The organism is Bradyrhizobium sp. Cp5.3 (assembly GCF_000426265.1).
Taxonomy (GTDB): Bacteria; Pseudomonadota; Alphaproteobacteria; order Rhizobiales; family Xanthobacteraceae; genus Bradyrhizobium; species Bradyrhizobium neotropicale.
Window position 1 is genome coordinate 16,584 of sequence record NZ_AUFA01000013.1, and the last position, 20,914, is coordinate 37,497.

Below are 20,914 nucleotides of genomic sequence, written 5' to 3' on the forward strand. Positions count from 1 at the left end.
CGCTGCGCTAACCCACCCTACAATTCTCATCCGTTGCGGCGCTGGCCGCGCAATGTCGGCAGACCGATGCCAGCCGCATCGAAGCCGCCATCAACGGCCAAAATTTGGCCGGTGATGTAGCTTGCGCGGTCCGAGCATAGGAAGAAGATCGCTTCCGCAAGTTCCTCCTCCAGGCCGTAGCGGTTGAGCGGGATGGCGTCGTGGTAGTCGGCACGGATCTCCGGCGTGTGCACCTGCTTGGCCATCGCGGTCTCGACCGGCCCTGGCGCCACCGCGTTGACGCGGATGTTGAGGGAGGCGAGCTCGACCGCGAGCTGCTTCGTCAAATGCGCGAGCCCGGCCTTGCTGGTGCCGTAGGCCGAGCGCAGCGTCGAGGCGCGCACGGCCGAGATGGAGGTGATGTTGACGATGGCGCCGCCGCTCGCCTCGCGCATCATGGGCACCGCCGCCTTGGTGCAAAGGAAGGGCCCGGTGAGGTTGACCTCGAGCACACGGCTCCAGTCGGCATCCGACGTCTCCATCAGCGGCGCGAACACCGCGATCCCGGCATTGTTGACGAGCGCATCGAGACGGCCAAGGCGCTGCTCGATGGTCTTCATTGCCGCACCGACCGCAATCGCGTCGGAGACGTCGCAAGTCAGCGCCAGTGTGGTTTCGCCCTGACCGATCTCGGCCACCGCGCGGCCGAGCAATTCGCCCTCGATGTCGAGCAGCGCCACGCGCCAGCCCTCGGCGAGGAACTTCTTGGCGGCCGCAAGCCCGATGCCGCGTGCGGCTCCGGTGACGAGGGCGACTTTTTGCGGGGCCTGCGGCATCTCTTGATCTGTCCTGTGTCCGAAAGGTTGGTCGCGCGCGAGCGCCTGGCCCCTTTTACTTCGCTTTCGAGCGGCCGAGAAAGGTCTCAGAGCATTCCGATCGACCCCGGTGCGGCGCCGATGGAGGAATGGCGGCCGGGCATGACGACGTGCCCTTGGAACCGCGCCGGAGGTATGTCGGCACGACGGTGCTTGCTTCGTCTTCCATTGAATCCAACGGGGAGATGTGACCATGCCTGACGATCGCGAGCGCCTGATTCGAAACCTGTTCGCCGCCTATCTCGCCAATGATCGGCAACTGGTCAGCGACGCGCTGGCCGATGACTTCCGCTTCACCAGCCCCTTCGACGACGACCTCGACAAGGAGGCCTATTTCGAACGTTGCTGGCGCGATACCGGCTGGATCGCTCGCCACGACATCGAGCGCATCTTCGTCGCCGGGGATGAGGCCTTCGTGACCTATCACTGTCTGGCAACAGATGGCAGGAGCTTTCGCAACACCGAGTTCTTCGCCTTCGCCAGTGACAAGGTCCACCGCATCGACGTTTATTTCGGCGCGGCTCGCCAGGATGGTCGGTTCCTCCGGCAGCCGCGCTGACGGCGCGCCATGGCTTCCGAAATAATTTTCGTTCCCGTGTCGGTTCTGTACAACGGCGTTCGTCTTACAGGGGAGCGCGGGTCAAGCCGGTCCGCCCCCCAAAGAACGTCACGGAGCAGGTCGATGCGTTTCATGGTGATCGTCAAGGCAAATCAGGACACCGAGGCCGGCAAGATGCCGACCACGGAGATGCTGGCCGCCATGGGCAAATTCAACGAGGAGATGGCCAAGGCCGGCGTGATCGAGGCCGGCGAGGGCCTGCATCCGACGGTGAAGGGCGCCCGTATCCGATATTCGCCCGCCGACGCCAGCGTCACCCGCGGCCCGTTCAATCTGTCGCGGGACCTGATCGCCGGCTTCTGGCTGATCAAGACCTCTTCGCTCGATGAGGCGATCGCGTGGATGAAGCGCGCGCCGTTCGAGCCCGGTTCCGAGATCGAGATCCGCCAGGTGTTCTCGGCCGAGGATTTTGGCGAAGCCTTCACGCCCGAGCTGCGCGAGCAGGAGGAGCGCACCCGCGCCCATGCGGCGAAGAAATAGCCTCACCGTCATTCCGGGGCGATGCGAAGCATCGAGCCCGGAATCCATCGGGCCGCGATGACCGCGGATGAATGGATTCCGGGTCTGCGCCTCACTGCGCATCCCGGAAAGACAGCGGAAGACATTCGCGTGTTCACGACCAAAAGAGAGCCCTCATGCGATTCATGATGCTGATGATCCCCCTCGGCTACGAGACCGCACCGCCGGATGTGCAGCTCGATCCGGAACGCGTCGCCGCGATGATGCGCTACAACGAGGCGTTGAAGGACGCGGGCGTTCTGATCACGCTCGACGGCCTGCATCCGCCGTCGAAGGGCGCGCGCGTGTCGTTTGCCACCGGCGAGCCGATCGTGACCGACGGCCCCTTCACCGAAGCCAAGGAAGTCCTGGGCGGCTACTGGATGATCGAGGTCGCCTCGCGCGAGGAAGCGATCGCCTGGGCCAGGAAGTGCCCGGCCTCGCCCAACGAAATCATAGAGATCCGGCAGGTGCAGGAGATGGGCGACTTCCCGCCGGACGTGCAGGAGGCCGCCGCCGGCTTCGACGACCTGAAGAAGTAGCAGCAGTCGCGGCCGACGCCGCGGCTTTTCGTCAATCACCACGCAAGGGAGAAACCACCGATGAGCACCGACACCTATCTCGCCGTCTTCCTCGGCAGCAAGAACAGTCCGAAATGGGTCGCATGGAATGCGATGTCCGAAACGGAGCGCAAGGCGAAAGAGCAGGAAGGCATGGCCGCCTGGAAGGGCTGGGTCGAGAAGCACCAGGGCGCGATCCAGGCGATGGGCGGCCCGCTCGGCAAGACCAAGAAGGTCGATGGCAAGGGCATCGCCGACATCGCCAATGAGATGGGCGCCTTCACCGTGGTCCGGGCCGCCTCCCATGAGGCCGCGGCCAAGATGTTCGAGAACCACCCGCACTTCGCGATCTTCCCCGGCGAGCGGGTCGAGATCATGCCGGTCCTGCCGATCCCGGGCGGCTAGTGCCTCGGACTCGTCATTCCAGGGCACGCGCAGCGTCGCCCCGGAAATGACCGTGCAAGTACGGGTTCACCAAAACCCGTTCCCGCTAGTGACCTTCGCGCGCGGCTCATGTAAAAGCCGTTCACATGAGCTGGCGCAAGGAGCGCCGCGCCGAGCGCGGCTATCACCACGGCAATCTGAAGGAAGCCTTGTTGCAGGCCGCGCTCGGGCTGATCGCCGAGAAAGGCGCTGCCGGCTTCACCTTCGCCGATGCCGCGCGCATGGCCGGCGTCAGCGCGGCCGCTCCGTACCGGCATTTTCGCGACCGCGACGAGCTGTTGTCATCGATCGCGCAGCGCGGCTTCGAGCAGTTCGAGGCGCGCCTGACCGCGGCCTGGGACGACGGACGGCCCGATACGGTGACCGCGTTCGAGCGCGTCGGCAGGGCCTATCTCGCCTTCGCCCGCGAGGAGCCGGCCTTCTATAACGCGATGTTCGAATCCGGCCTTCCAGTCGATGCCAATCCGGCGCTGCAGGCCGCGAGCGAGCGCGCCTTCAACATCATTCGCGCCGCGGCAGAGCGGCTTGCGGCGCTCGCACCGCCCGGCACGCCGCGTCCGCCGGCGATGATGATGGCGCTGCATATCTGGTCGATGGCGCATGGCGTGGCATCGCTGTTCTCGCGCGGCGACGCCGCGCGGCGGAAGCTGCCGATGTCGCCCGATGAGCTGCTGGAAGCCGAGGTGCTGATCTATCTGCGCGGTCTCGGCTTCCCGACCGATCGCCGTCCCGCGGCGAAAGGCGCCGAGCCGCCGCCCGTGCCACCGGAGGCGTCCTCCGGTTCCGGCGTGACTCCCGGCGCTACTCCAGGTGGTCCTTGGGGCAAGCCGAAATAAAGTTGCGCAAATAAATCGGCGCGCCTGTCAGGCGGCCGGCTTGACAAAAACGCGGGATGGTCTAGCTATGTAAATGTTATTTACATTCACAACGGCGCTGATGCCGTGATGGAGATGGGAAATGGCCTACACCGCTGATGTCAATCGATGGCGCGGCCCTTCGGAACAACCCTACGAACGCCCCCACATGCTCGACACGCCCTGGCATCCCGGCTGGATCGCCGTGACCATCCTCGGCTTCATCATCTGGTGGCCGATCGGCCTTGCCCTTCTCTTTTTCACACTCGGGAGCAGAAGAATGTCGTGCTGGAGTCACCAGGATCGCTGGCAGAACAAGATGGAGCGGATGCAGTACAAGATGGATCGCATGCGCGATCGCATGGAGCGCCGCGGCTTCGGCTTCGGTTTCGGCCCGCCGTCATCCGGCAACCGCGCCTTCGACGAGTACCGCGCCGAGACCCTGCAGCGGCTCGAGGAGGAGCAGCGCGAGTTCAAGGACTTCCTGACCCGTCTGCGTCACGCCAAGGACAAGGAAGAGTTCGACCAGTTCATGGCGCAGCACAAGACCCGTCCGACGCCGCCGCCGAGCGACCAGCCGCCGCAGGGCTGATCCTGAACGCCGAGCCTCTCAAAGCCTTCAGGCGCATGCCCCCAAAGTCCTGATGGCCCCGAGCCGCCCGCCTGCGCATCCCGCAGGCGGGCGGTTTGGTTTTTGCGGGGGAGCAGAACCAACCGCTGACGATCCGACACTAAGACTTGCGCGCGCCGTCTCGCCGGGCCCGCGCAGCTTCATGTCTGGGTCACGCGCGTCATGGACCTCTATACCCGCCTGCTGCTCGGCGTAACCGCCTTCGCGGTGCTGGGCTACATCAGCTTCGTCTATGGCAGCTGCTCGACCGATCCCGCCTGCCATTTTCGCCTCTGCGCCGGCGGCCGCTCGTTCTGCGGAGTGGTCTACGGGAATGGGCAGGACAGCAGGGCGCCATAGAACCCGATCCGTGCGGGGACCGACCAAGTCCTGACAACGCATTCCGCGTTGCCGCCGGGTACCACCATGACCGACGCCGAACGCAAGCAGATCAGTGAGCGCATCGCGCTGCTCGAGCGCGCCTCGGCGCTGTTCTGGCGGTTCGGGGGCTGGGTGCCGATGCCGATCGCGTTCCTCAATGGATGGCCGAACGAAGTCCAGCTCTATCCGTGGCAGGTCGGCGAGTCCTGGAGGCTCTTTCTCAGCCTTTTCGTCTACCAGTTCGCTGGGCTCGCACTCGATCGCGCGATCTCGTTTGCGAAAGCGAGCCTCGATTCATGCTTCGCGACTTCGCGCTCTACGTCCTGCCGGTGCTCATTGCATTCGGCGGTTGGCTCCACGCGCTCAGCCTGCGCAAGCAGGCCCGGCGGAGTTGCCGTCAGGCGCGACAAAATGGCGCACAATCTTGACGAGCTGAACTCCTCTGTGGCCACTCGCGACAGCGAGACTTCTGCTCTCCAATGAATGCCCGTTTGCGAATGTCCCAGCTCAAGCACCTCTCGCTCGACACCGCGATGCTGCCCGAGCGCGACCGCCTTGCCGTTTGGCGGGAGGTCTATGGTCGCCTGTTGTTCAACATCGAGATCGACCCGATCCCAGGTTTCCCTTTCGAGGCAAGAACCGAACTGCGTCGCCTGCCGGCCGCGGGACTGTCGTCGGGCTGGCGCACGCCGGCGCATTTTCGTATCACGCGCCCGTTGCTCGCGACCGCCTCCGACAACGTGGTCCTCGCGGTGGTTCTGCGCGGCCGCGCCGAGGCCTCCCAGCTCGGGCGTGACGTGGAGGTCCCGCGAGGCGGCGCGGTGCTGATGACGACGTGCGACGTCGGCCGTCACACGCTGCTCGATCGCGGCCGTCATCTCAGCGTGCAACTGCCCCGGCAGGCGCTCGCACCCTTTGTCCGCGATTTCGAGGATCGATTGCTGCAACCGATCGATCCGCGCGCGTCGGCGCTGAAGCTGCTGCGCGGCTATGTGCTCGGCGCGATGGCGATGGGCGAATCGGCCGCAGCGGAGATGCAGCGGTTGGCTGCGCAGCATCTGCGCGATCTCATCGCCTTGATCTGCGGGGTGCCGGAGGAGGAGGTGGCCGCCCAGGGCGACGGTCCACGCGCGGCGCGCCTGAAGCTTGCCAAGCTCGCCATCAAATCGCGGCTCGGGCACGGCGATCTGTCGGCGGAAAGCATCGGAGCGCTGCAGCAGGTCTCGGCCGACTATATCCGGAAGCTTTTCCGCGAGGCTGGCACGTCCTTCCACGACTTCGTCCTAGAGGAGCGGCTGGCACAAGTGCATGCCGGTCTTACGGATCCTCTCAGGGCTCATGAAAGTATTGCCCGTCTCGCGCTCGCCGCGGGCTTCGGCGACATTTCCTACTTCAATCGCTGCTTCCGGCGCCGCTACGGCCTGTCTCCCTCCGAGCACCGCAGGACACATTCGTCGGCCGAATAGAAACGGCCGGCCGGCGTTCGGCTGTCGCAAATGCGCAACACAGCTCAAAATAGCGCGTCGGGTCGTGTCCAGTCCCAGGGCGAAGTCTTGTCCTCTCCAAGTCGTGCTGGCCGCGTCCATGTACAGCTTCAATGCGGGCTTTACGCCCCGCGTCGGAATGGGAATGCAATGACACGACTTCTGGATCTGACCCTGTCTGTTGCTGCGGGACTGCTGGTCGTTTCTGCGGCCAATGCCGCCGATCTGCCGGTCAAGGTACCTGTCTTCAAGGCGCCCGCGGCGGTCGAAGCCTGGGGTGGTTTCTACATCGGCGCCGGCCTCGGATTTCGCGCGAGCGAATCCAATGTCAACGTCAATTCCGCGACCGACACGACGGCCGCTGCGGTGCTGCAGAACATGTTCGTCGCGGCCGATTGTTTTGCGGGCCTTCCGTGCGTGACAGGGCGGTCCTTCAACGGCACCGCGTTCCGCATCAGTCCTTATCTCGGCTACAATTGGCTGATCGGGCGCACCGTCCTCGGTATGGAAGGCGATGTCGCCTACGCCGACCAGACCACGACGATCTTCGGTGCCGCCTATCCGGCAACGCCATTCAACGGCGGCGCGGCGACGTCCAACTCCTTTGCGCTCAAGACGACGTGGGATGCGAGCATTCGCGGCCGCGCCGGTTATCTGGTCGATCCCGCCCTGCTGATCTATGGAACGGCTGGCCCTTCCTGGATCCATGTCGAAACCACATCGAATTGCAGCACGCTCCTGAGCGCCGATGGCCGCTGCGTGCCCGGTCTTGGACTGGCGCCCGCGAGCATAAGCAACAGCAGGACCCAGCTTGGTTACACGGTCGGTGGCGGCATCGAGGCGATGCTTTGGCCAAACTGGATTGCCCGGGCCGAGTATCGCTTTGCCGATTACGGACATTTCTCCAATACCGACATCCGGACCGCCGCAACGGGAGTACAGACGGTAAGCTACGACACGTCGGTAAAGACCCACACAGCGACGTTCGGCCTGGCCTACAAGTTCGGCAATGCCAACGCGCCGGGCGTGGCGGCCCTGGCAGCCCATGCGGCGGCGCCGTCGACTGCGTCGTGGAGCGGCGCCTATCTCGGCGTTGGCGCAGGCATTCGCGCCAACCACGCCAGCTCCAGCGTCGATGCAGCCTCGTTTACGCAGACAGGCTTCCCGCCGTTGAATTTGCTGGCCTTGTGCGGCGACTGCTTCTTGAGCGACCATTTTGATACGACCGCTGCCCGGATCAGCCCCTATGTCGGCTACAATTGGCAGATCAATCCGAAATGGCTGCTTGGTCTCGAAGGCGATTTCGGCATCGCCAATCGTCAGAGTTCGGTGTCGGGCAGGTATCTCCCCGGCGGCATCGTTGGCGGAAGCGGCGGGTTGAACGACAGCTACAGTCTGCGGACCAAATGGGATGCGAGCATCCGGGCCCGTGTCGGCTACGTCGTCAATCCCGCTTTCCTGGCCTACCTCACCGGCGGCGCGGCCTGGATGAGCGTGGAGCAGACGTCGACCTGCGATACGGCCTTGCAGCCGCTGTTCACGGCGCCCGGCTTTGTCGGCGCGGAAGTCGGCAACTGTACCCCCGGTCTGCTCTCGCCGCCCGTGATCAAGCAGTCCACGGTTCGCCCCGGCTGGACAGTCGGCGGCGGCGGCGAGATGAAGCTTACGGACAACTGGATACTGCGCGGCGAGTATCGCTATGCCGACTTTGGGACCGCACGTTTTTCGCAGACCCGCAATTGCGCCGGAAGCGCCACGATCAACGACCCTGCTTTCGGTGTGCTGACCGTCAATTGCTTCGGAACCCAGAACACCACAAACTCCGTGCGTCTGCAGAGCCACATGGCGACCTTCGGCATCGCTTACAGGTTCAACTGAGAGCGCCAAGAGCGCTGAGATGTCTCCGCCGCGGGGACGCAATTCGCGCAAGCTCGCCTCCTGTGCGGACACGGTCGTGACCTCCGACGTGCCGGACGGTTGCACGGCGATCGGCAATCCGGTGCGATTGACCAATTGCCCGGAGCCGGCGCCGGCTGCCTGATCGGCGCCGTGGCAAGCCGCGCTATCTCGCGCGCGCGGCCTCGCGGGCTGCGATCTCCTCGGCCGTGCCTTTCGCCGCGCCGGGGCCCGCATGCACATGGACCTCCTTCGCAATGATCGGCTCGCCGCATTCGGAGCAGACCATGACCGGGTCGAACATCTTGCCGCAGTTCTTGTGCTCGTGGAGCAGGGGGCGGCCGCGCTCATCCACCATGTGGGTGTCGCCCCAATGCACGATCGCCATCACCACCGGATAGAGATCGAGTCCCTTCTGGGTGAGGATGTACTCGTGCCGCGTCGGGTTCACCTGATAGGGCGCGCGCCTGAGTACGCCGAAACTGACGAGCTTCTTCAGGCGGTCGGCGAGGATGTGCCTGGTGACGCCGAGCCGTGACTGAAACTCCTCGAACCGGCGCACGCGCAGGAAGCAGTCGCGCAGGATCAACAGACTCCAGCGATCGCCGATCACGGCCACCGTCCTGGCAACCGAGCACTGTTCCTGCTCAAGCGAATCCCACCGCATCCGTCCGATCCTCGAAACAGCTGAATTTCCAATGCGTTCTTCGCACCGACAATATAAAATTCCAAAATGGAATGAAAGTCCTCAACCATCACGATCTGTGCTGAGGTGGCCCTATTTTGGCGATCGGTTTGACAGTTCTATTTTAGAACTATATGGTCGCCGCAAGATGAGCTCTCAAGGCTCAACAAGCCAAATCGGCGGGAGGATGTGACCATGTCGAGCGCGCGACCGCTGCGGGTGCAGTTCCTGTTCGATTTCGGCAGCCCCAACGCCTATCTCTCCGACCGCGTCATCCCAGACATCGAGAAGCGCACCGGCGTGACGTTCGACTATGTGCCGGTGCTGCTCGGCGGCATCTTCAAGCTGACCGGCAATTCGTCGCCCGCCGATTCCCTGAAGGGCATCAGGAACAAGCGCGAATACATGGAGGTCGAGACGGCGCGCTTTCTGCGCCGGCACGGCATCACGGGCTTCCATTCGAATCCGTTCTTTCCGGTCAACACGCTGCAACTGATGCGCGGCGTCGTCGCGGCCCAGGAGCTCGGGCTGTTCGCGCCGTACTTTCGCGCCGTCTACCACCACATGTGGGAAGAGCCGAAGAAGATGGACGATCCCGCGGTGATGCGCGCGGCGTTGACCGCCTCCGGGATCGATTTCGATCTCATCGCGACAAAGTCGCAGGAGCTCGCGGTCAAGAACCGTCTGATGGAGCTGACGCAGGATGCGGTTGCTCGCGGCGCGTTCGGCTCGCCGACCTTCTTCGTCGGCGACGAGATGTTCTTCGGCAAGGATCAGCTCCGGGACGTCGAGGAGGAGATCCTCGCCCAATTGTCGCAGGTTACGCCGCGCGTCGCGTCCGCCGCTTCGGCCTGATTCGCTCCGCTTCATTGCCCGCGCGCAAGAGAGCCCGGCCACGGGCCTGCGCCTGTCCACCAGGGAGGACCCGCATGACCAGCAACGACGTCGATATGGCCGATCTCATCGCGCGACTGCCGCGCAGAGTTCACGAGGTCTATGCTCCCTTCGCCGAGACCTCGCCCGATCTGCCTGCCTTCGTCGAGGCCGGCCGCGTCTGGACCTACCGGCAGTTCTCCAATGCCGTGGATGCGGCCGCGAAAGATCTCGCCGATCTCGCGATCAGGCCCGGCGATCGCGTCATGGTCGTGAGCGAGAACAGCGTCGCGCTCGGGGCCATGCTGTTCGCGGCAAGTACGCTCGATGCCTGGGCCATCCCCGTCAATCCGCGCCTCTCGGCGCGCGAGCTCGATCTCATCGCGACCCACAGCGGCGCACGTCGCGTGCTGTTCAATGCCGCCTTGTCGAAGGATGCCGCCGATCATGCGAGCCGCACCAGCGCAGGCTTGCGCGCCGTGGGCCCGTTCGGCGGCATCGGCGTCGGCGCGCTGCATGAGGCGGCGAAGGTCGAGCCGGTCGAAGCGCTCAGCGAACGGCAGGTGGCCGCGCTGATGTACACCTCCGGCACCACGGGCGCGCCGAAGGGCGTGATGCTCAGCCATCGCAATCTGCTGGTCGCGGCAAAGGTCTCGGGCAATCTGCGCCGGACCGCGCCGGGCGATCGCATTTACGGCGTGCTGCCGATGTCGCACATCGTCGGCTATTCGATCCTCCTGATCTCGACGCTGATGCACGGTGCCGCGCTGCATGTCGTTTCGAAGGCCGATCCCGCGGCGCTTGCCCGTGCGCTGGCGGAGGAAGGCATCACCACGCTGTACGGCGTGCCCGCAACGTACCAGCGCCTGCTCGAATACAAGGCCGTCAACGGCATCGCGCAGCTCAGCCGCGGAAACCTCCGTCTGATGTGCGTCGCCGGCGCGCCGCTCGATCTCGAACTGAAGCGCCGGATGGAAGAGGAGTTCGGCGTCTCCCTCCTCAACGGGTATGGCATCACCGAGTGCTCGCCGGGCCTTGCCGGCGTGCGCGAGGAAAATCCGGCGGCCGACGAGACGGTGGGCCCTTTCCTGCCGGGCATCGATCACAGGATCGTCGATCGCGACGGGCGGCAGGTCCGCATCGGCGAGGTCGGCGAGCTGCATGTGCGCGGCGCCAACGTCATGCTCGGCTATTACCGCGCGCCTGATCTGACGGCGGCGGCCATCGATCGCGACGGCTGGTTCAACACTGGCGATCTCGGCCGGATGAACGAGCGTGAGCAGCTCTACATCGTCGGACGCACCAAGGAGATGATCATCCGCTCCGGCTTCAACGTCTATCCGGCGGAGATCGAGGCGGTGCTGAACACGCACCACGACGTCGTGCAATCGGCCGTGGTCGGCCGCCCCGTGGACGGAAACGAGGAGGTTGTCGCCTACGTCCAGCTGTTGCCGGGTGCGCGCGTCGACGCCGAAGCGCTGAAATCCTACGCGGCGAGCCAGCTCACAGCCTACAAGCGGCCGACCGAGCTGATCGTGCTCGATGCGCTGCCGGCAGCCTCGACCGGAAAAATCCTCAAGCACAAGCTTCGCGAGCTCGCTCTTGCCAGGACCGCAGATATGGCGGCGACAGGTTGACCGCTGCGCCGGACGCGCGCGTCGTTTTCAGGGCAAGGGGAGGTGTCGAATGTTCAGGGCGCCGACATCGGCGATGCCAACTATCTCCATGGGACCCAGCAGGGGCAGATCCTGGAGCAGGTCCTGAAGCAGTGCGGCGGTGATCTCTCGCGCGAGAACGTCCTCAAGCAGGCGAGGGGCATCCGCGGATTGTCATTGCCCACGCTCGTGCCGGGAGTGACAATCAACACCGGCCCGGACAACAGTATGGCCTATACGCAGTTGCAATTGCAGCGCTGGACCGGAAGCTCCTGGGAGCAATTCGGCAATGTGCTGAGCGCGGACGGTGATTGAGGCTCCGGTATCCAATCCTCGGAGGGTGCAATGAAGACGGCAATCGTGATCGGCGTCGGTCCGGACCGCGGCTTAGGAGCTCAGCTCTGCAAGCGTTTCGCGGCTGATGGACTGAAGGTGATCGTCGCAGGGCGGACGTTGTCCGCATTGCAGGCCGTCGCGCGCGATATCGAGCAGGCGGGTGGTGCGGCCGTGCCCTTTGTCGCGGACGCGACCAAGGAAAGCGACATCGTCGCTCTGTTCGATGCCGCGGGCGAAGACCTCGATCTCGCCATCTACAACGCCGGCAACAACACGGCCGGCAGGATCATCGAGATGGAAGCCGACTATTTCGAGAAGGCCTGGCGCGTGGTCTGCTTCGGCGGCTTCCTGTTCGGCCGTGAGGCGATGCGCCGCATGACGCCGAAGAAAACCGGCACGCTGCTGTTTACCGGCGCCAGCGCTTCGCTGCGCGGCCGCTCCGGTTTCGGCGCGTTCAATTCAGCGAAGGCGGGCCTGCGCACGCTGGCGCAGGCGATGGCCAAGGAGTACGCGCCCGACGGCATCCACGTCGGCCATGTCGTGGTCGACGGCGCGATCGCCGGCGACAAGATCATGACGCGCTTTCCGGATCTGGCAAGCCGCGAGGACAGCCTGATCAGCATCGAGGGCATCGTCGACGGTTTCGCCTTTCTCTACCGGCAGCCTCAGCGCGCCTGGTCATTCGAGCTCGACGTGCGGACGTCGAAGGAGAAGTGGTAGGGCAGGGAGCACGGCCGGGCGCCGTCGGCGACGCCAGGCGCCTATGTCTGACCCGTTCCGTTCAGGCGGCGTGCCGATGGCTCTCGCCGCCGTGGGGCGGCGTGACCGGCTCCGAGCTCGTCTGGCCCGGCGCGTCCATCACTGCAACGTGGTGGCGGTACACCATCTCCCAGCCCTTCCAGCCGGTGAAGAGGAGGATGCCGACGACGATCAGGGACAACACCACGCCCCAGGGCTTGATCGCGGCCTCGGCGCCTTGCGCATAGCGAAGGTAGAAATTGACCAGCGTCAGCACGACCGCCGCAAGGTTGCCGACCATGTGGTACCAGGCGTCGTTCAGGCTGCGAATGCGGGCCTCGCTCAGGAAATCCGTAAAGCCGGCTATGGCGGCGACAAGCGCCATGACGATGCCGGCGCCGATCAGCCACATTGCGGCGCGGGCCCAGAAACCATCGCCGGTTCCAATGAAGGCCAGATCGGCAATGGGGGCGCCGACCAGGAACGCGACGGGAAACGGGATGATCATCGGATGGAGCGGGTGATCGCCGATGGCGGCGGTCGTCTTCGGGTTGATGCTCATGGCAAAACCTCGCCGAAAGTGATCTTCCGGAACAATTTTCGGCGCGCGTGCAGGTTCCTCAGTATCCGCCGGACAGAGGCAGCCTGGCTGACCGGCGCAGCCGGTATCGGCCGTGCGGCTAGAAGAATGTGCCGAGAAACGCCGCCGCGTCCTCGGAGAGGCCGACGATCTTGTTGGTCGCCTGGCGATAGAATTTGAAGTTGAGCTCGGTCTCGGGACGGCCGTCCTTCCAGTCGGCGAACGGTTTGAGGTCGCTCCGCCCCAGCGGCCGCTTCGCCAGCGCAGTGCTCCGGACGGTGATGCTGACACGTGGTGTCTGCCGGGCGATGCCGCGCTTCTTCGCGACCGCCTCGGCGGATGTCACCACGCCGCGCGCGATGAGACCCTGACCGCCCTCGTTCTCGCTTGCGAACAGGAAGATCGCATCGCCCGCCTTGATGTGCTTGCCGTCGTACATCGTCTTCTGCGCCGGGAATGCGAAGGTTCGCGCCCGCGGGTCGCGAATTTCAGCCTTGATCGCGAACGCCATGCATCTCCTCGTCATGCGGCAAAGGGCATCGTCCGTATTTGACTCGAGTGTCACGATCTGAATCTGAAAAACTGAGCCAGCGGGGAAATAAAGACTGCGGACCGGGGTTGTACGCCTTGCCGGGATTTTGCTTCACCCTCCCGGGGCTGGACCAACGCCGCCTGTCGGTATTTCAAGCAGGCGGCGTTGACGTGAAATGCCCCGATTCCTTTCGCGGATGTCCTGGTTGATTCCCGAAGGACTGATAGTTTCTGACAGATAAGTCAGTTTTGGCGAGGGGCATCGTGGCAGCTTTTCGCCCAGCATGGCGCACGAAGGATTGCTGAAAGGAGGGACAGAAAAGCGGAGAGTCCAGGAATATTCTGTACCTTCTGGTGTTTCGCAGTGATCGGGGTCGGGCCCTACCGCCTCGACCGCGATTGGCGCGTTAGAGCGTTGGCCAATACGCTCCACGCAGCATTTCCAAACAACTATGTCCAATGAGCAACATAGCCTTGAAAGGGAGTGCAGAGATGAAACACGTGTTAGCCTCTCTTGTAATTGGTGCCTGCCTACTGCTTCCCTCCGCGAGCGTGGTCTTCGCCGAGAATCCCCATGGCTCGGCTGCCGGTCTCGGTGTGTCGAAGGGCCAACCTGGTACGCAGCCGTCCGGTGCTTCGGGCGGCGCATCGTGCGGTACCCTCTCAGGCGGTACAGCCGGTGGTCCTCCGGGTCAGCTGGGCGCGGGCGGCCTCAGCAGTATGTCCCCGTTCGCTTTGGACGTTGTGGGCGTACAAAAGAACTACGCTGGAACCCCAACAAACCCGGGAAACTCAACCAGCAATGCACACGCCAACTCCCAGTACGATGTCGCTTGCTTCCAACATCAAGCGCCGTAGCCCTGAAGAGCGCGGGGCTCGGTTACGTTTTCCAGGCGTTACGCCACGCGAAGCGTAGTTGATGCTCCGCGCAAGGGGAGGGCGAGAGGGGGTGACAACCCCATGCGTTTCGTCGCGACGGCCATTCTGCTGAGCACGGTGGCCGCGGGTCTTGGCTACACATACAGCCGGGGAAGCTCTCCCGAGACCTTCCTCACCGCCCCGGTCGAGCGGGGCAACATCTCGACTTTGGTGAGGGCCAGCGGCACCGTCGAGGCTGTCGCAAGCGTCGATGTCAGTTCGCAATTGTCAGGGCGAATTGCGGAGGTATTCGTAAATTTCAACGATAGCGTAACGGCCGGGCAGCCGATTGCGCAAATCGACCCGGAGATCTTTGCCGCACGGGTCAATGAAGCGAAAGCCGCGCTGAGAGTGGCGAGAGCTACCGCCCAGGTGCAAGACGCCGCCCTGGAACGAGCGAAGGTGGCAGTGGCGAACGCACGGACTGCCGAAAAGCTGGCGGAGGATCAATCGGCCGCAAATGGGGCGAGGCAAGACGAAGTCGAAAGGGAATTCCAGCGAAAGCTCGCATTGGCCCGCACCGGAAGCGGAACCGAACGAGACTTGAGCCAGGCACGGGCTCTGCGCGACGCGGGCGCCGCGGACCTGCGTGGCTCCCTGGAGCAGATCCAGATGAAGGCCGAGGCTATTGCGATTGCGAAAGCAGAAGTGCACATGGCCGAGGCCAATCTCGAGAATGCACAGGCTGTTGTCGAGCAGAGGCAGGCGGCACTCGATCAGGCGAAGCTTGATCTTGATCGTACCGTGCTCCGCGCGCCGATCGATGGGATCATCATCAAGCGGGACGTCAATCCCGGACAAACGGTCGCTGTCAGCCTCGAAGCCAAAACATTGTTCAAGATCGCGAACGATCTGCGCGAGATGGAGGTCCATGGCAAGATCGACGAGGCGGATGTCGGCCAGTTGAGAGCGGGGCAGACCGCGCAGTTCACAGTGGATGCTTATCCCGATCGAACCTTCAGTGGACGGGTTCTACAGATCCGCAAGTCTCCCGAGGTCGTGCAGAACGTCGTTACCTATACGACGATCGTTTCCGCATCAAATCCGGATCTCCTGTTGCTGCCGGGAATGACGGCCCAGCTTCGCATTGTGGTGAGTGATACTGGCGGGATCATCAAGATTCCGAGCCAGGCGCTGCGTTTCCGGCCAAGCGATGCCAGCCCCACGTCTGGTCAAGAGAATGCCGACAAGGGCGCCTCCAAGGCCTCCGCGACGGTCTGGCTGGTCGGCGACGATGGGCGACCAACGCCGGTCGCAGTGAGACTCGGCGTGAGCGACGACAACAGCGCAGAACTGCTGGAGGGCCCGCTTGCGGAGGGCCAGCAAGTGATCATCGGGATTGCGAACACCCAGAAGCAAGGGGGCAATTTCGGCCTGCGTCTCGGATTTTGAGATTGGAATCAACGATGCCGCCGCTGGTCCGAACCGCCGGGCTTTCAAGGCACTATTCCTGCGGAGGGACGATCGTTCGCGCAGTATCGGACGTGTCGCTCGCGATCGAGCATGGCGATTTTGTTGCAATTCGCGGCCGCTCGGGTTCCGGAAAGTCGACGCTGATGAACCTTTTGGGGCTCTTGGATCGGCCAGATTCCGGCGAATATGCGCTCAACGGCCGAGAGGTTGCAAAGCTGAGCGAGGATGGACGCGCGACCATCAGGAGGCACGACATCGGCTTCGTATTCCAGGTGCCGGCCCTTCTGCCGCGTGCAACTGCGCTGGAAAATGTCGAACTTCCGCTTGTTTACGCCGGCGTTCCTCCCTCTCGACGACGTCGCGCAGCCAAAGAAGCGCTTGAGCGCGTAGGCCTGGCTGACCGCGGGCATCATTGGCCAAATCAACTCTCGGGAGGAGAGCAGCAACGGGTCGTCATTGCCCGTGCGACGGTCAACGATCCTGCTCTCATCCTGGCTGACGAACCGACCGGTTCGCTGGATAGTGCTACCAGCGATGAGATTCTGTCGCTGTTCGAGACGCTTCATCGCGATGGTCGCACGATCATCGTGGTGACCCACGCGACCGACGTCGCCGACCGCGCGCGGCGACAGATCACGCTGCACGATGGGCGAATCATCAAGGACGCCCAAGTAGCAGCCAGGAATTCGCCTTTGAATAGCGCAGTCCTGGGTTCTTCCCCATGAGAGGTCTGGAAAGCTTGCGAATCGCCACGCGGGCGCTTCGCGTCAACAAACTGCGAAGCGCCCTGACCGTGCTTGGGATCGTCGTTGGCGTGGGGGCCGTGGTCTGCATGGTGTCGGTGGGAGCCGGCGCACAAGCGGAAGTTTCGGAGAAGATCCGCACGCTGGGAGCCAACCTCCTGCTCGTCATGCCCGGCGCCAGAAATTCCGGCGGAGCAAGGCTTGAATCGGGAACGCAGCCCACGCTGACGGAAGAGGATGCTGCTTCAATCCGCCGCGAACTGGTGGACGTGCAGGTCGCGGCTCCGCTGTTGTCGCGTTCGATCCCGCTGGTCGCCGCCAACAAGAACTGGGTGACGGTCGTGGCCGGAATCAATGCCGACTATCTGGTGGCCCGCGAATGGCAAGTCGCCGATGGCCGGTCCTTTACGAGCGACGAGATCGTATCCGGAGCCAAGGTTGCCATCGTCGGATCGGTGATCGTCGAGGAGCTTTTCAATGGGCGCACGGGACCGGGAGAGACGCTTCGGATTGGCAACGTTCCCTTTACCGTGATTGGCGTGCTGGGCAAAAAGGGGGCAGGCGCGGCAGGCCGCAGCCAGGACGATGTCGTGTTCATCCCGCTGTCAGCCGCGAAAAGCCGGGTGCTGGGCGCCGTGCGCGGCACAACGCGCGAAGCATTGGATTTCATATCGATCAAGGTATCTGACGCCACTGCGATGCCGGAGATCGAACGGCAGATCGAGACGCTGCTCCGGCAGCGGCACCGCATTCGCGCCGATGCCCCCAGCGATTTCAAGATCGAGAATCCAGCGGATATCCTGTTTGCACGAGGCGCCGCGGTGCGGCTCCTCGGCACTCTGCTAATCGCGGTGGCGGCGGTTTCGCTGGTCGTTGGCGGCATTAGCATCATGAATATCATGCTGGTTTCGGTGACCGAACGTACCCGCGAAATCGGTTTGCGCATGGCGGTTGGGGCGAGCCGCCGCGACATCCGATGGCAATTCCTGATCGAGGCCCTGATCTTGTCGCTGATGGGAGGGCTTGTGGGTGCGGTGTCGGGCTCTGTCGCGGCAGTCGCAATCGCGTGGAAAGCTGGTTGGCCTATCCTGATCAGTCCCTGGGCGATCGTGCTGGCTTGCGGATTTGCGGGCTTCATCGGAATTTCTTTCGGCCTCTATCCGGCCCATCGGGCAGCAAGGCTTGATCCAATTGTGGCGCTGCGCTTCGAATAGGCGATGAGCTGAAAGGGGGCTTTGGTTTTTCCGCGCGATGCGATTTCGCGGCGGCGAAACGCTCGCGACCACGAGCCCGTAGGCTCAACCTCCATTATTCCAGCATCGTTCGAGCTCCACGCGCGAACGTCGAGGAAGAACCCGTGAGGCCTTGTCCCTTTGCCTCGCCGATCAGGCGGCAGCCTTGTTCTTGATGGCTCCGATGATCGCGGTGAGGATCGCCCCGCCGGCGCCACCGGCGACGACTTGTGACACAATGCCGCCAACACTCAGGTTTCCGGATTGTGCTGCAGCCATGATGGACGGAAGCAGCAACGTAATGACCTGGCCGAGCACTCCGCCACCGACCAGACCCGAAATGACATTTCCGGCCATTCCGAGATCAAATGTCGGCGAAGACTTGCCGGCGCCAATTCCACCAAGCGCGCCTGAGACGAGGTTGATCAGAATCTGTTCCATGCGGATCTCCCGTACGAGGTCGTCAGGCGGTTCGTCAGCATCTCCTATTGGTGGTATTTTCGAACTGCCCGCACCCGCATCGTCAGCGGCTTCCAGGTAAAGACAATAGAGTGTGTTGCTGATCGACCGGTGAAATAACCCTCGCGCGTGGCACAAACTGCATAGCGACGTTTTCAGCGCGCCGCTGTCCGTCGAAGGGCAGTCCCGTCGGGTGGGTTAGCAAAGCGTAACCCACCGCTCTCGTTGCGGCCGGGTCCGTCGGACTAACCCACGCTACGAGGTTCTCAGTACCCGGCAGCCAATCCCGAGTTGCGGCGTGGGTCGTTCGCACCGTAGTAGCGGTTGTTGCCGACTTGCTTGCCGTTCAGTGACGGCGCGCCGACGATGATGACCGCGAGATGGTTGGCCGGTTGCGGCGGCCCGAACTTGTGGCCCATGCCTTCCAGAATCTTTTGCGTATCCGGCGACAGCGCATAGGTCTCGAGATTGGTCAGGTCCGGCAGCCATTGCTGGTGGATGCGCGGCATGTCGACGGCTTCCTGCGCGTTCATGTCGTAATCGATCGCGTTGATCATGGTCTGCAGGACAGCCGTGATGATGCGGCTGCCGCCGGGCGTGCCCACCACCATGACCGTCTTGCCGTCCTTGGTGACGATGGTCGGGCTCATCGAGGACAGCGGCCGCTTGCGCGGAGCGATCGCATTCGCCTCGCCCTGCACCAGGCCATACAGGTTCGGCACCCCGATCTTGGCGGTGAAGTCGTCCATTTCGTCGTTCAGCAGCACGCCGGTCTTGGCCGCCGTCACCTTGGCGCCGAACCAGTCGTTCAGCGTGTACGTCACCGAGACCGCGTTGCCGTCCTTGTCCGCGATCGAATAGTGCGTGGTGTTGCTGCCCTCGTGCGGCGCGACGCCCGGCCTGATGTCCTTGGAGACGCCGGCCTTGTTCGGATCGATCACGGCGCGGATCTTGGTCGCGTAATTCTTGTCGAGGAGGCGGTCGAGCGGGTTCTTCACGAAGTCCGGATCGCCGAGGTAGCTGTTGCGGTCCACGTAGGCGTGACGCATGGCTTCGATCTGCACGTGCACGGCCTGCGCGGAGTGGTAGCCCAGCTCCTTCAGCGGATAGCCCTCCAGGATATTCAGGATCTCGCAGATGATGACGCCGCCCGAGCTCGGCGGCGGCGCGGAAATCACGTGGTAGCCGCGATAGTCGCATTCGACAGGTGCAAGCTCACGTGTCTTGTAGCCGTCGAGGTCGTCCTGCGTCAGCAGGCCCTTGCCGGCCTGGCTCGATGCCACGATGGCGCTGCCGACCCATCCCTTGTAGAAGCCGTCGGTGCCTTTGCTGCTGATCTCGCGCAACGTCTTGGCGAGTTCCGACTGCACCAGCTTCTCACCCACCTGGAACGGCTGACCGTTGTTGAGGAAGATGGCGGCCGATGCGGGATCGTCCTGAAAATCCGCGGTGGCGGTGCGCAATAGGTCGATGTCGCCCTGGTCCAGCGCAAAGCCCTGCTCGGCGAGCTGGATCGCGGGGGCGAGCAAGTCGGCGCGCTTCATGGTGCCGTACTTTTCGCGCGCATATTCCATGCCCGAGACCGATCCTGGAACGCCTACGGCTAGGTGCCCCTTGGTCGAGATGCCCTTGATGACGTTGCCGTCCTTGTCGAGATACATGTTCGCGGTCGCGCCCTTGGGCGCCGTCTCGCGGAAGTCGAGGAAGGTCTTGCGGCCGTCGGCGAGCTGGATCGTCATGAAGCCGCCACCACCGAGATTGCCGGCTGCCGGATAGACGACGGCCAGGGCATAACCGACGGCCACGGCGGCATCGACCGCATTGCCGCCGCGTTTCAGCACATCGACGCCCACCTGGGTCGCCAGATGCTGCGCGGACACCACCATGCCGTTTTCCGCGGCGACCGGCGCGACCGACGCCGCGCGCGCGGGGCCGAATGTTGCGAGGCTGACCGATACGATCGCGGCGACGATCCACCGCAGGCCTGTCTGTGGTTTCGGCACGGGAAGCTCCTTGGCTGGGCCGGTGATGCCGGCACATATTGTTGTCCGCCAGCGCAGCCTATCAGCTCGTGCCCGCTGTGAAATCCAAGTTGGAACGGTGGAGTTGTGGCGCATGCTGCGCTCCCAGGAGAGGGGAGCCAATCGGGAAGTGACCTCAACGACGGTGAGAATCCCCGTGTGGCCTCCCCTCCCGGGCCTCCCCGCAAGCAGGAGGGAACCGATCCCGTTCGGGCAGGCAGCCCCGATACGTCAGCCACCGCGCCCCACCTTGTCCGTGCCAGCAGGCGCCCAAAGGCCTGTGCCGTCTCCCTTTTCGGCCGCCAAATTCGGCTCTAGTAACCCCGCATTAACTATCGTCGGGGTCTGGTAAAAGCTGGCAAGTCGCGCCCAAAGGCTTAGTCGAGGCCCATAGTTTTGACATCTTGGCAGGGAAAGCAGACGGCCGGCTTTGGACGGGCCGCTGCAATCCAAAAAGACAAGGCTTTGTGCAGGCTTGTGAGCTGCGCGCGACCCGCGCGGCTTTGGGTAACCGGCAGCCATTTTGCTCC

23 protein-coding genes and 1 pseudogene are annotated in these 20,914 nt (G+C 63.7%); 18 read left to right on the plus strand and 6 right to left on the minus strand.

What is annotated here, in order from left to right; all coding sequences use genetic code 11:
- Positions 1–26: 26 nt before the first annotated feature.
- Positions 27–815, minus strand: coding sequence for an SDR family NAD(P)-dependent oxidoreductase (locus tag K289_RS0120195; protein WP_027553194.1), 789 nt, complete (start codon positions 813–815; stop codon positions 27–29).
- A gap of 232 nt (positions 816–1,047) precedes the next feature.
- On the opposite strand from K289_RS0120195, the gene K289_RS0120200 reads away from it, so the two are divergent.
- The 11 genes and pseudogenes from K289_RS0120200 to K289_RS50585 all read left to right on the plus strand — a co-directional run.
- Complete coding sequence (locus K289_RS0120200; protein WP_027553195.1) at positions 1,048–1,413, plus strand: nuclear transport factor 2 family protein; 366 nt, start codon at positions 1,048–1,050, stop codon at positions 1,411–1,413.
- 123 nt (positions 1,414–1,536) lie between these two features.
- Positions 1,537–1,953: a YciI family protein gene (locus K289_RS0120205; RefSeq protein ID WP_027553196.1), complete on the plus strand. Its 417-nt coding sequence runs from the start codon at positions 1,537–1,539 to the stop codon at positions 1,951–1,953.
- A 155-nt stretch (positions 1,954–2,108) separates the two neighbouring features.
- The gene (locus K289_RS0120210) at positions 2,109–2,513 is read left to right on the plus strand and encodes a YciI family protein (RefSeq protein WP_027553197.1); all 405 of its coding nucleotides are present in this window, start codon (positions 2,109–2,111) and stop codon (positions 2,511–2,513) included.
- A 60-nt stretch (positions 2,514–2,573) separates the two neighbouring features.
- On the plus strand, positions 2,574–2,936 hold the full coding sequence (locus K289_RS0120215) for a YciI family protein (RefSeq protein ID WP_027553198.1): 363 nt from the start codon (positions 2,574–2,576) through the stop codon (positions 2,934–2,936).
- A 125-nt stretch (positions 2,937–3,061) separates the two neighbouring features.
- Entirely contained in the window at positions 3,062–3,811 is a 750-nt protein-coding gene (locus K289_RS0120220; protein WP_027553199.1) for a TetR/AcrR family transcriptional regulator, read from the plus strand.
- A gap of 121 nt (positions 3,812–3,932) precedes the next feature.
- Complete coding sequence (locus K289_RS0120225) at positions 3,933–4,421, plus strand: DUF2852 domain-containing protein (RefSeq protein WP_027553200.1); 489 nt, start codon at positions 3,933–3,935, stop codon at positions 4,419–4,421.
- A 201-nt stretch (positions 4,422–4,622) separates the two neighbouring features.
- Entirely contained in the window at positions 4,623–4,799 is a 177-nt protein-coding gene (locus tag K289_RS51640) for a hypothetical protein (protein WP_198024743.1), read from the plus strand.
- Positions 4,800–4,865: 66 nt separating this feature from the next.
- Positions 4,866–5,303: a hypothetical protein gene (locus K289_RS52360; RefSeq protein ID WP_245283965.1), complete on the plus strand. Its 438-nt coding sequence runs from the start codon at positions 4,866–4,868 to the stop codon at positions 5,301–5,303.
- Positions 5,304–5,353: 50 nt separating this feature from the next.
- Positions 5,354–6,286 carry an AraC family transcriptional regulator gene (locus tag K289_RS0120240; protein ID WP_198024744.1) on the plus strand — a complete coding sequence of 311 codons (933 nt, stop codon included), beginning with the start codon at positions 5,354–5,356 and terminating at the stop codon, positions 6,284–6,286.
- Positions 6,287–6,454: 168 nt separating this feature from the next.
- On the plus strand, positions 6,455–8,182 hold the full coding sequence (locus K289_RS44755) for an outer membrane protein (protein ID WP_035685306.1): 1,728 nt from the start codon (positions 6,455–6,457) through the stop codon (positions 8,180–8,182).
- 64 nt (positions 8,183–8,246) lie between these two features.
- Positions 8,247–8,345, plus strand: a pseudogene (locus K289_RS50585) (serine acetyltransferase); the annotation flags it as partial.
- A gap of 21 nt (positions 8,346–8,366) precedes the next feature.
- On the opposite strand, the gene K289_RS0120255 reads toward K289_RS50585, so the two are convergent.
- The gene (locus tag K289_RS0120255) at positions 8,367–8,867 is read right to left on the minus strand and encodes a helix-turn-helix domain-containing protein (RefSeq protein ID WP_027553202.1); all 501 of its coding nucleotides are present in this window, start codon (positions 8,865–8,867) and stop codon (positions 8,367–8,369) included.
- A 213-nt stretch (positions 8,868–9,080) separates the two neighbouring features.
- Here K289_RS0120255 and K289_RS44760 point away from each other — a divergent pair, with 213 nt between their 5' ends.
- From K289_RS44760 to K289_RS0120275, 4 genes are all read left to right on the plus strand, one after another.
- Positions 9,081–9,740, plus strand: a complete 660-nt coding sequence (locus tag K289_RS44760; protein ID WP_051310696.1) for a 2-hydroxychromene-2-carboxylate isomerase — start codon at positions 9,081–9,083, stop codon at positions 9,738–9,740.
- 74 nt (positions 9,741–9,814) lie between these two features.
- A complete protein-coding gene (locus K289_RS44765) occupies positions 9,815–11,395 on the plus strand; it encodes a class I adenylate-forming enzyme family protein (protein WP_035685308.1) in 1,581 nt (526 codons plus the stop codon).
- A 42-nt stretch (positions 11,396–11,437) separates the two neighbouring features.
- Positions 11,438–11,728: a hypothetical protein gene (locus K289_RS0120270; RefSeq protein WP_027553203.1), complete on the plus strand. Its 291-nt coding sequence runs from the start codon at positions 11,438–11,440 to the stop codon at positions 11,726–11,728.
- A gap of 30 nt (positions 11,729–11,758) precedes the next feature.
- On the plus strand, positions 11,759–12,469 hold the full coding sequence (locus K289_RS0120275) for an SDR family NAD(P)-dependent oxidoreductase (RefSeq protein WP_027553204.1): 711 nt from the start codon (positions 11,759–11,761) through the stop codon (positions 12,467–12,469).
- A gap of 61 nt (positions 12,470–12,530) precedes the next feature.
- Here K289_RS0120275 and K289_RS0120280 read toward each other — a convergent pair whose 3' ends face one another.
- Positions 12,531–13,049, minus strand: coding sequence for a DUF2231 domain-containing protein (locus tag K289_RS0120280; protein WP_027553205.1), 519 nt, complete (start codon positions 13,047–13,049; stop codon positions 12,531–12,533).
- Between the two features lie 118 nt (positions 13,050–13,167).
- Positions 13,168–13,578 (minus strand): hypothetical protein, encoded by a 411-nt coding sequence (locus tag K289_RS0120285; protein ID WP_027553206.1) that lies wholly within the window; start codon positions 13,576–13,578, stop codon positions 13,168–13,170.
- 980 nt (positions 13,579–14,558) lie between these two features.
- Between K289_RS0120285 and K289_RS0120290 the strand changes: the two genes are divergently transcribed.
- The 3 genes from K289_RS0120290 to K289_RS0120300 are packed head-to-tail and all read left to right on the plus strand — an operon-like array spanning position 14,559 to position 17,886.
- Positions 14,559–15,908 (plus strand): efflux RND transporter periplasmic adaptor subunit, encoded by a 1,350-nt coding sequence (locus K289_RS0120290; protein ID WP_051310698.1) that lies wholly within the window; start codon positions 14,559–14,561, stop codon positions 15,906–15,908.
- A gap of 14 nt (positions 15,909–15,922) precedes the next feature.
- The gene (locus tag K289_RS48745) at positions 15,923–16,654 is read left to right on the plus strand and encodes an ABC transporter ATP-binding protein (RefSeq protein WP_084788668.1); all 732 of its coding nucleotides are present in this window, start codon (positions 15,923–15,925) and stop codon (positions 16,652–16,654) included.
- On the plus strand, positions 16,651–17,886 hold the full coding sequence (locus tag K289_RS0120300; protein ID WP_027553209.1) for an ABC transporter permease: 1,236 nt from the start codon (positions 16,651–16,653) through the stop codon (positions 17,884–17,886). The genes K289_RS48745 and K289_RS0120300 overlap by 4 nt, the downstream gene beginning before the upstream one ends.
- A gap of 171 nt (positions 17,887–18,057) precedes the next feature.
- Here K289_RS0120300 and K289_RS0120305 read toward each other — a convergent pair whose 3' ends face one another.
- The gene (locus K289_RS0120305) at positions 18,058–18,345 is read right to left on the minus strand and encodes a hypothetical protein (protein WP_027553210.1); all 288 of its coding nucleotides are present in this window, start codon (positions 18,343–18,345) and stop codon (positions 18,058–18,060) included.
- Positions 18,346–18,629: 284 nt separating this feature from the next.
- Positions 18,630–20,366, minus strand: coding sequence for a gamma-glutamyltransferase (gene ggt, locus K289_RS0120310; RefSeq protein ID WP_035685310.1), 1,737 nt, complete (start codon positions 20,364–20,366; stop codon positions 18,630–18,632).
- Between the last annotated feature and the right edge of the window lie 548 nt (positions 20,367–20,914).

Excerpts from the sequence above, each read along its gene's own strand:
- K289_RS52360 (WP_245283965.1), top strand. The coding sequence starts at position 4,866 with ATGACCGACGCCGAACGCAAGCAGATCAGTGAGCGCATCGCGCTGCTC.
- K289_RS51640 (WP_198024743.1), top strand. The coding sequence starts at position 4,623 with ATGGACCTCTATACCCGCCTGCTGCTCGGCGTAACCGCCTTCGCGGTG.
- K289_RS44760 (WP_051310696.1), top strand. The coding sequence starts at position 9,081 with ATGTCGAGCGCGCGACCGCTGCGGGTGCAGTTCCTGTTCGATTTCGGC.
- K289_RS0120225 (WP_027553200.1), top strand. The coding sequence starts at position 3,933 with ATGGCCTACACCGCTGATGTCAATCGATGGCGCGGCCCTTCGGAACAA.
- K289_RS44755 (WP_035685306.1), top strand. The coding sequence starts at position 6,455 with ATGACACGACTTCTGGATCTGACCCTGTCTGTTGCTGCGGGACTGCTG.
- K289_RS0120280 (WP_027553205.1), bottom strand. The coding sequence starts at position 13,049 with ATGAGCATCAACCCGAAGACGACCGCCGCCATCGGCGATCACCCGCTC.
- K289_RS0120285 (WP_027553206.1), bottom strand. The coding sequence starts at position 13,578 with ATGGCGTTCGCGATCAAGGCTGAAATTCGCGACCCGCGGGCGCGAACC.
- K289_RS0120290 (WP_051310698.1), top strand. The coding sequence starts at position 14,559 with ATGCGTTTCGTCGCGACGGCCATTCTGCTGAGCACGGTGGCCGCGGGT.
- K289_RS0120255 (WP_027553202.1), bottom strand. The coding sequence starts at position 8,867 with ATGCGGTGGGATTCGCTTGAGCAGGAACAGTGCTCGGTTGCCAGGACG.
- K289_RS0120200 (WP_027553195.1), top strand. The coding sequence starts at position 1,048 with ATGCCTGACGATCGCGAGCGCCTGATTCGAAACCTGTTCGCCGCCTAT.
- K289_RS0120220 (WP_027553199.1), top strand. The coding sequence starts at position 3,062 with ATGAGCTGGCGCAAGGAGCGCCGCGCCGAGCGCGGCTATCACCACGGC.
- K289_RS48745 (WP_084788668.1), top strand. The coding sequence starts at position 15,923 with ATGCCGCCGCTGGTCCGAACCGCCGGGCTTTCAAGGCACTATTCCTGC.
- K289_RS0120215 (WP_027553198.1), top strand. The coding sequence starts at position 2,574 with ATGAGCACCGACACCTATCTCGCCGTCTTCCTCGGCAGCAAGAACAGT.
- K289_RS0120205 (WP_027553196.1), top strand. The coding sequence starts at position 1,537 with ATGCGTTTCATGGTGATCGTCAAGGCAAATCAGGACACCGAGGCCGGC.
- K289_RS0120275 (WP_027553204.1), top strand. The coding sequence starts at position 11,759 with ATGAAGACGGCAATCGTGATCGGCGTCGGTCCGGACCGCGGCTTAGGA.
- K289_RS0120300 (WP_027553209.1), top strand. The coding sequence starts at position 16,651 with ATGAGAGGTCTGGAAAGCTTGCGAATCGCCACGCGGGCGCTTCGCGTC.
- K289_RS0120305 (WP_027553210.1), bottom strand. The coding sequence starts at position 18,345 with ATGGAACAGATTCTGATCAACCTCGTCTCAGGCGCGCTTGGTGGAATT.
- K289_RS44765 (WP_035685308.1), top strand. The coding sequence starts at position 9,815 with ATGACCAGCAACGACGTCGATATGGCCGATCTCATCGCGCGACTGCCG.
- K289_RS0120210 (WP_027553197.1), top strand. The coding sequence starts at position 2,109 with ATGCGATTCATGATGCTGATGATCCCCCTCGGCTACGAGACCGCACCG.
- K289_RS0120240 (WP_198024744.1), top strand. The coding sequence starts at position 5,354 with ATGCTGCCCGAGCGCGACCGCCTTGCCGTTTGGCGGGAGGTCTATGGT.
- K289_RS0120195 (WP_027553194.1), bottom strand. The coding sequence starts at position 815 with ATGCCGCAGGCCCCGCAAAAAGTCGCCCTCGTCACCGGAGCCGCACGC.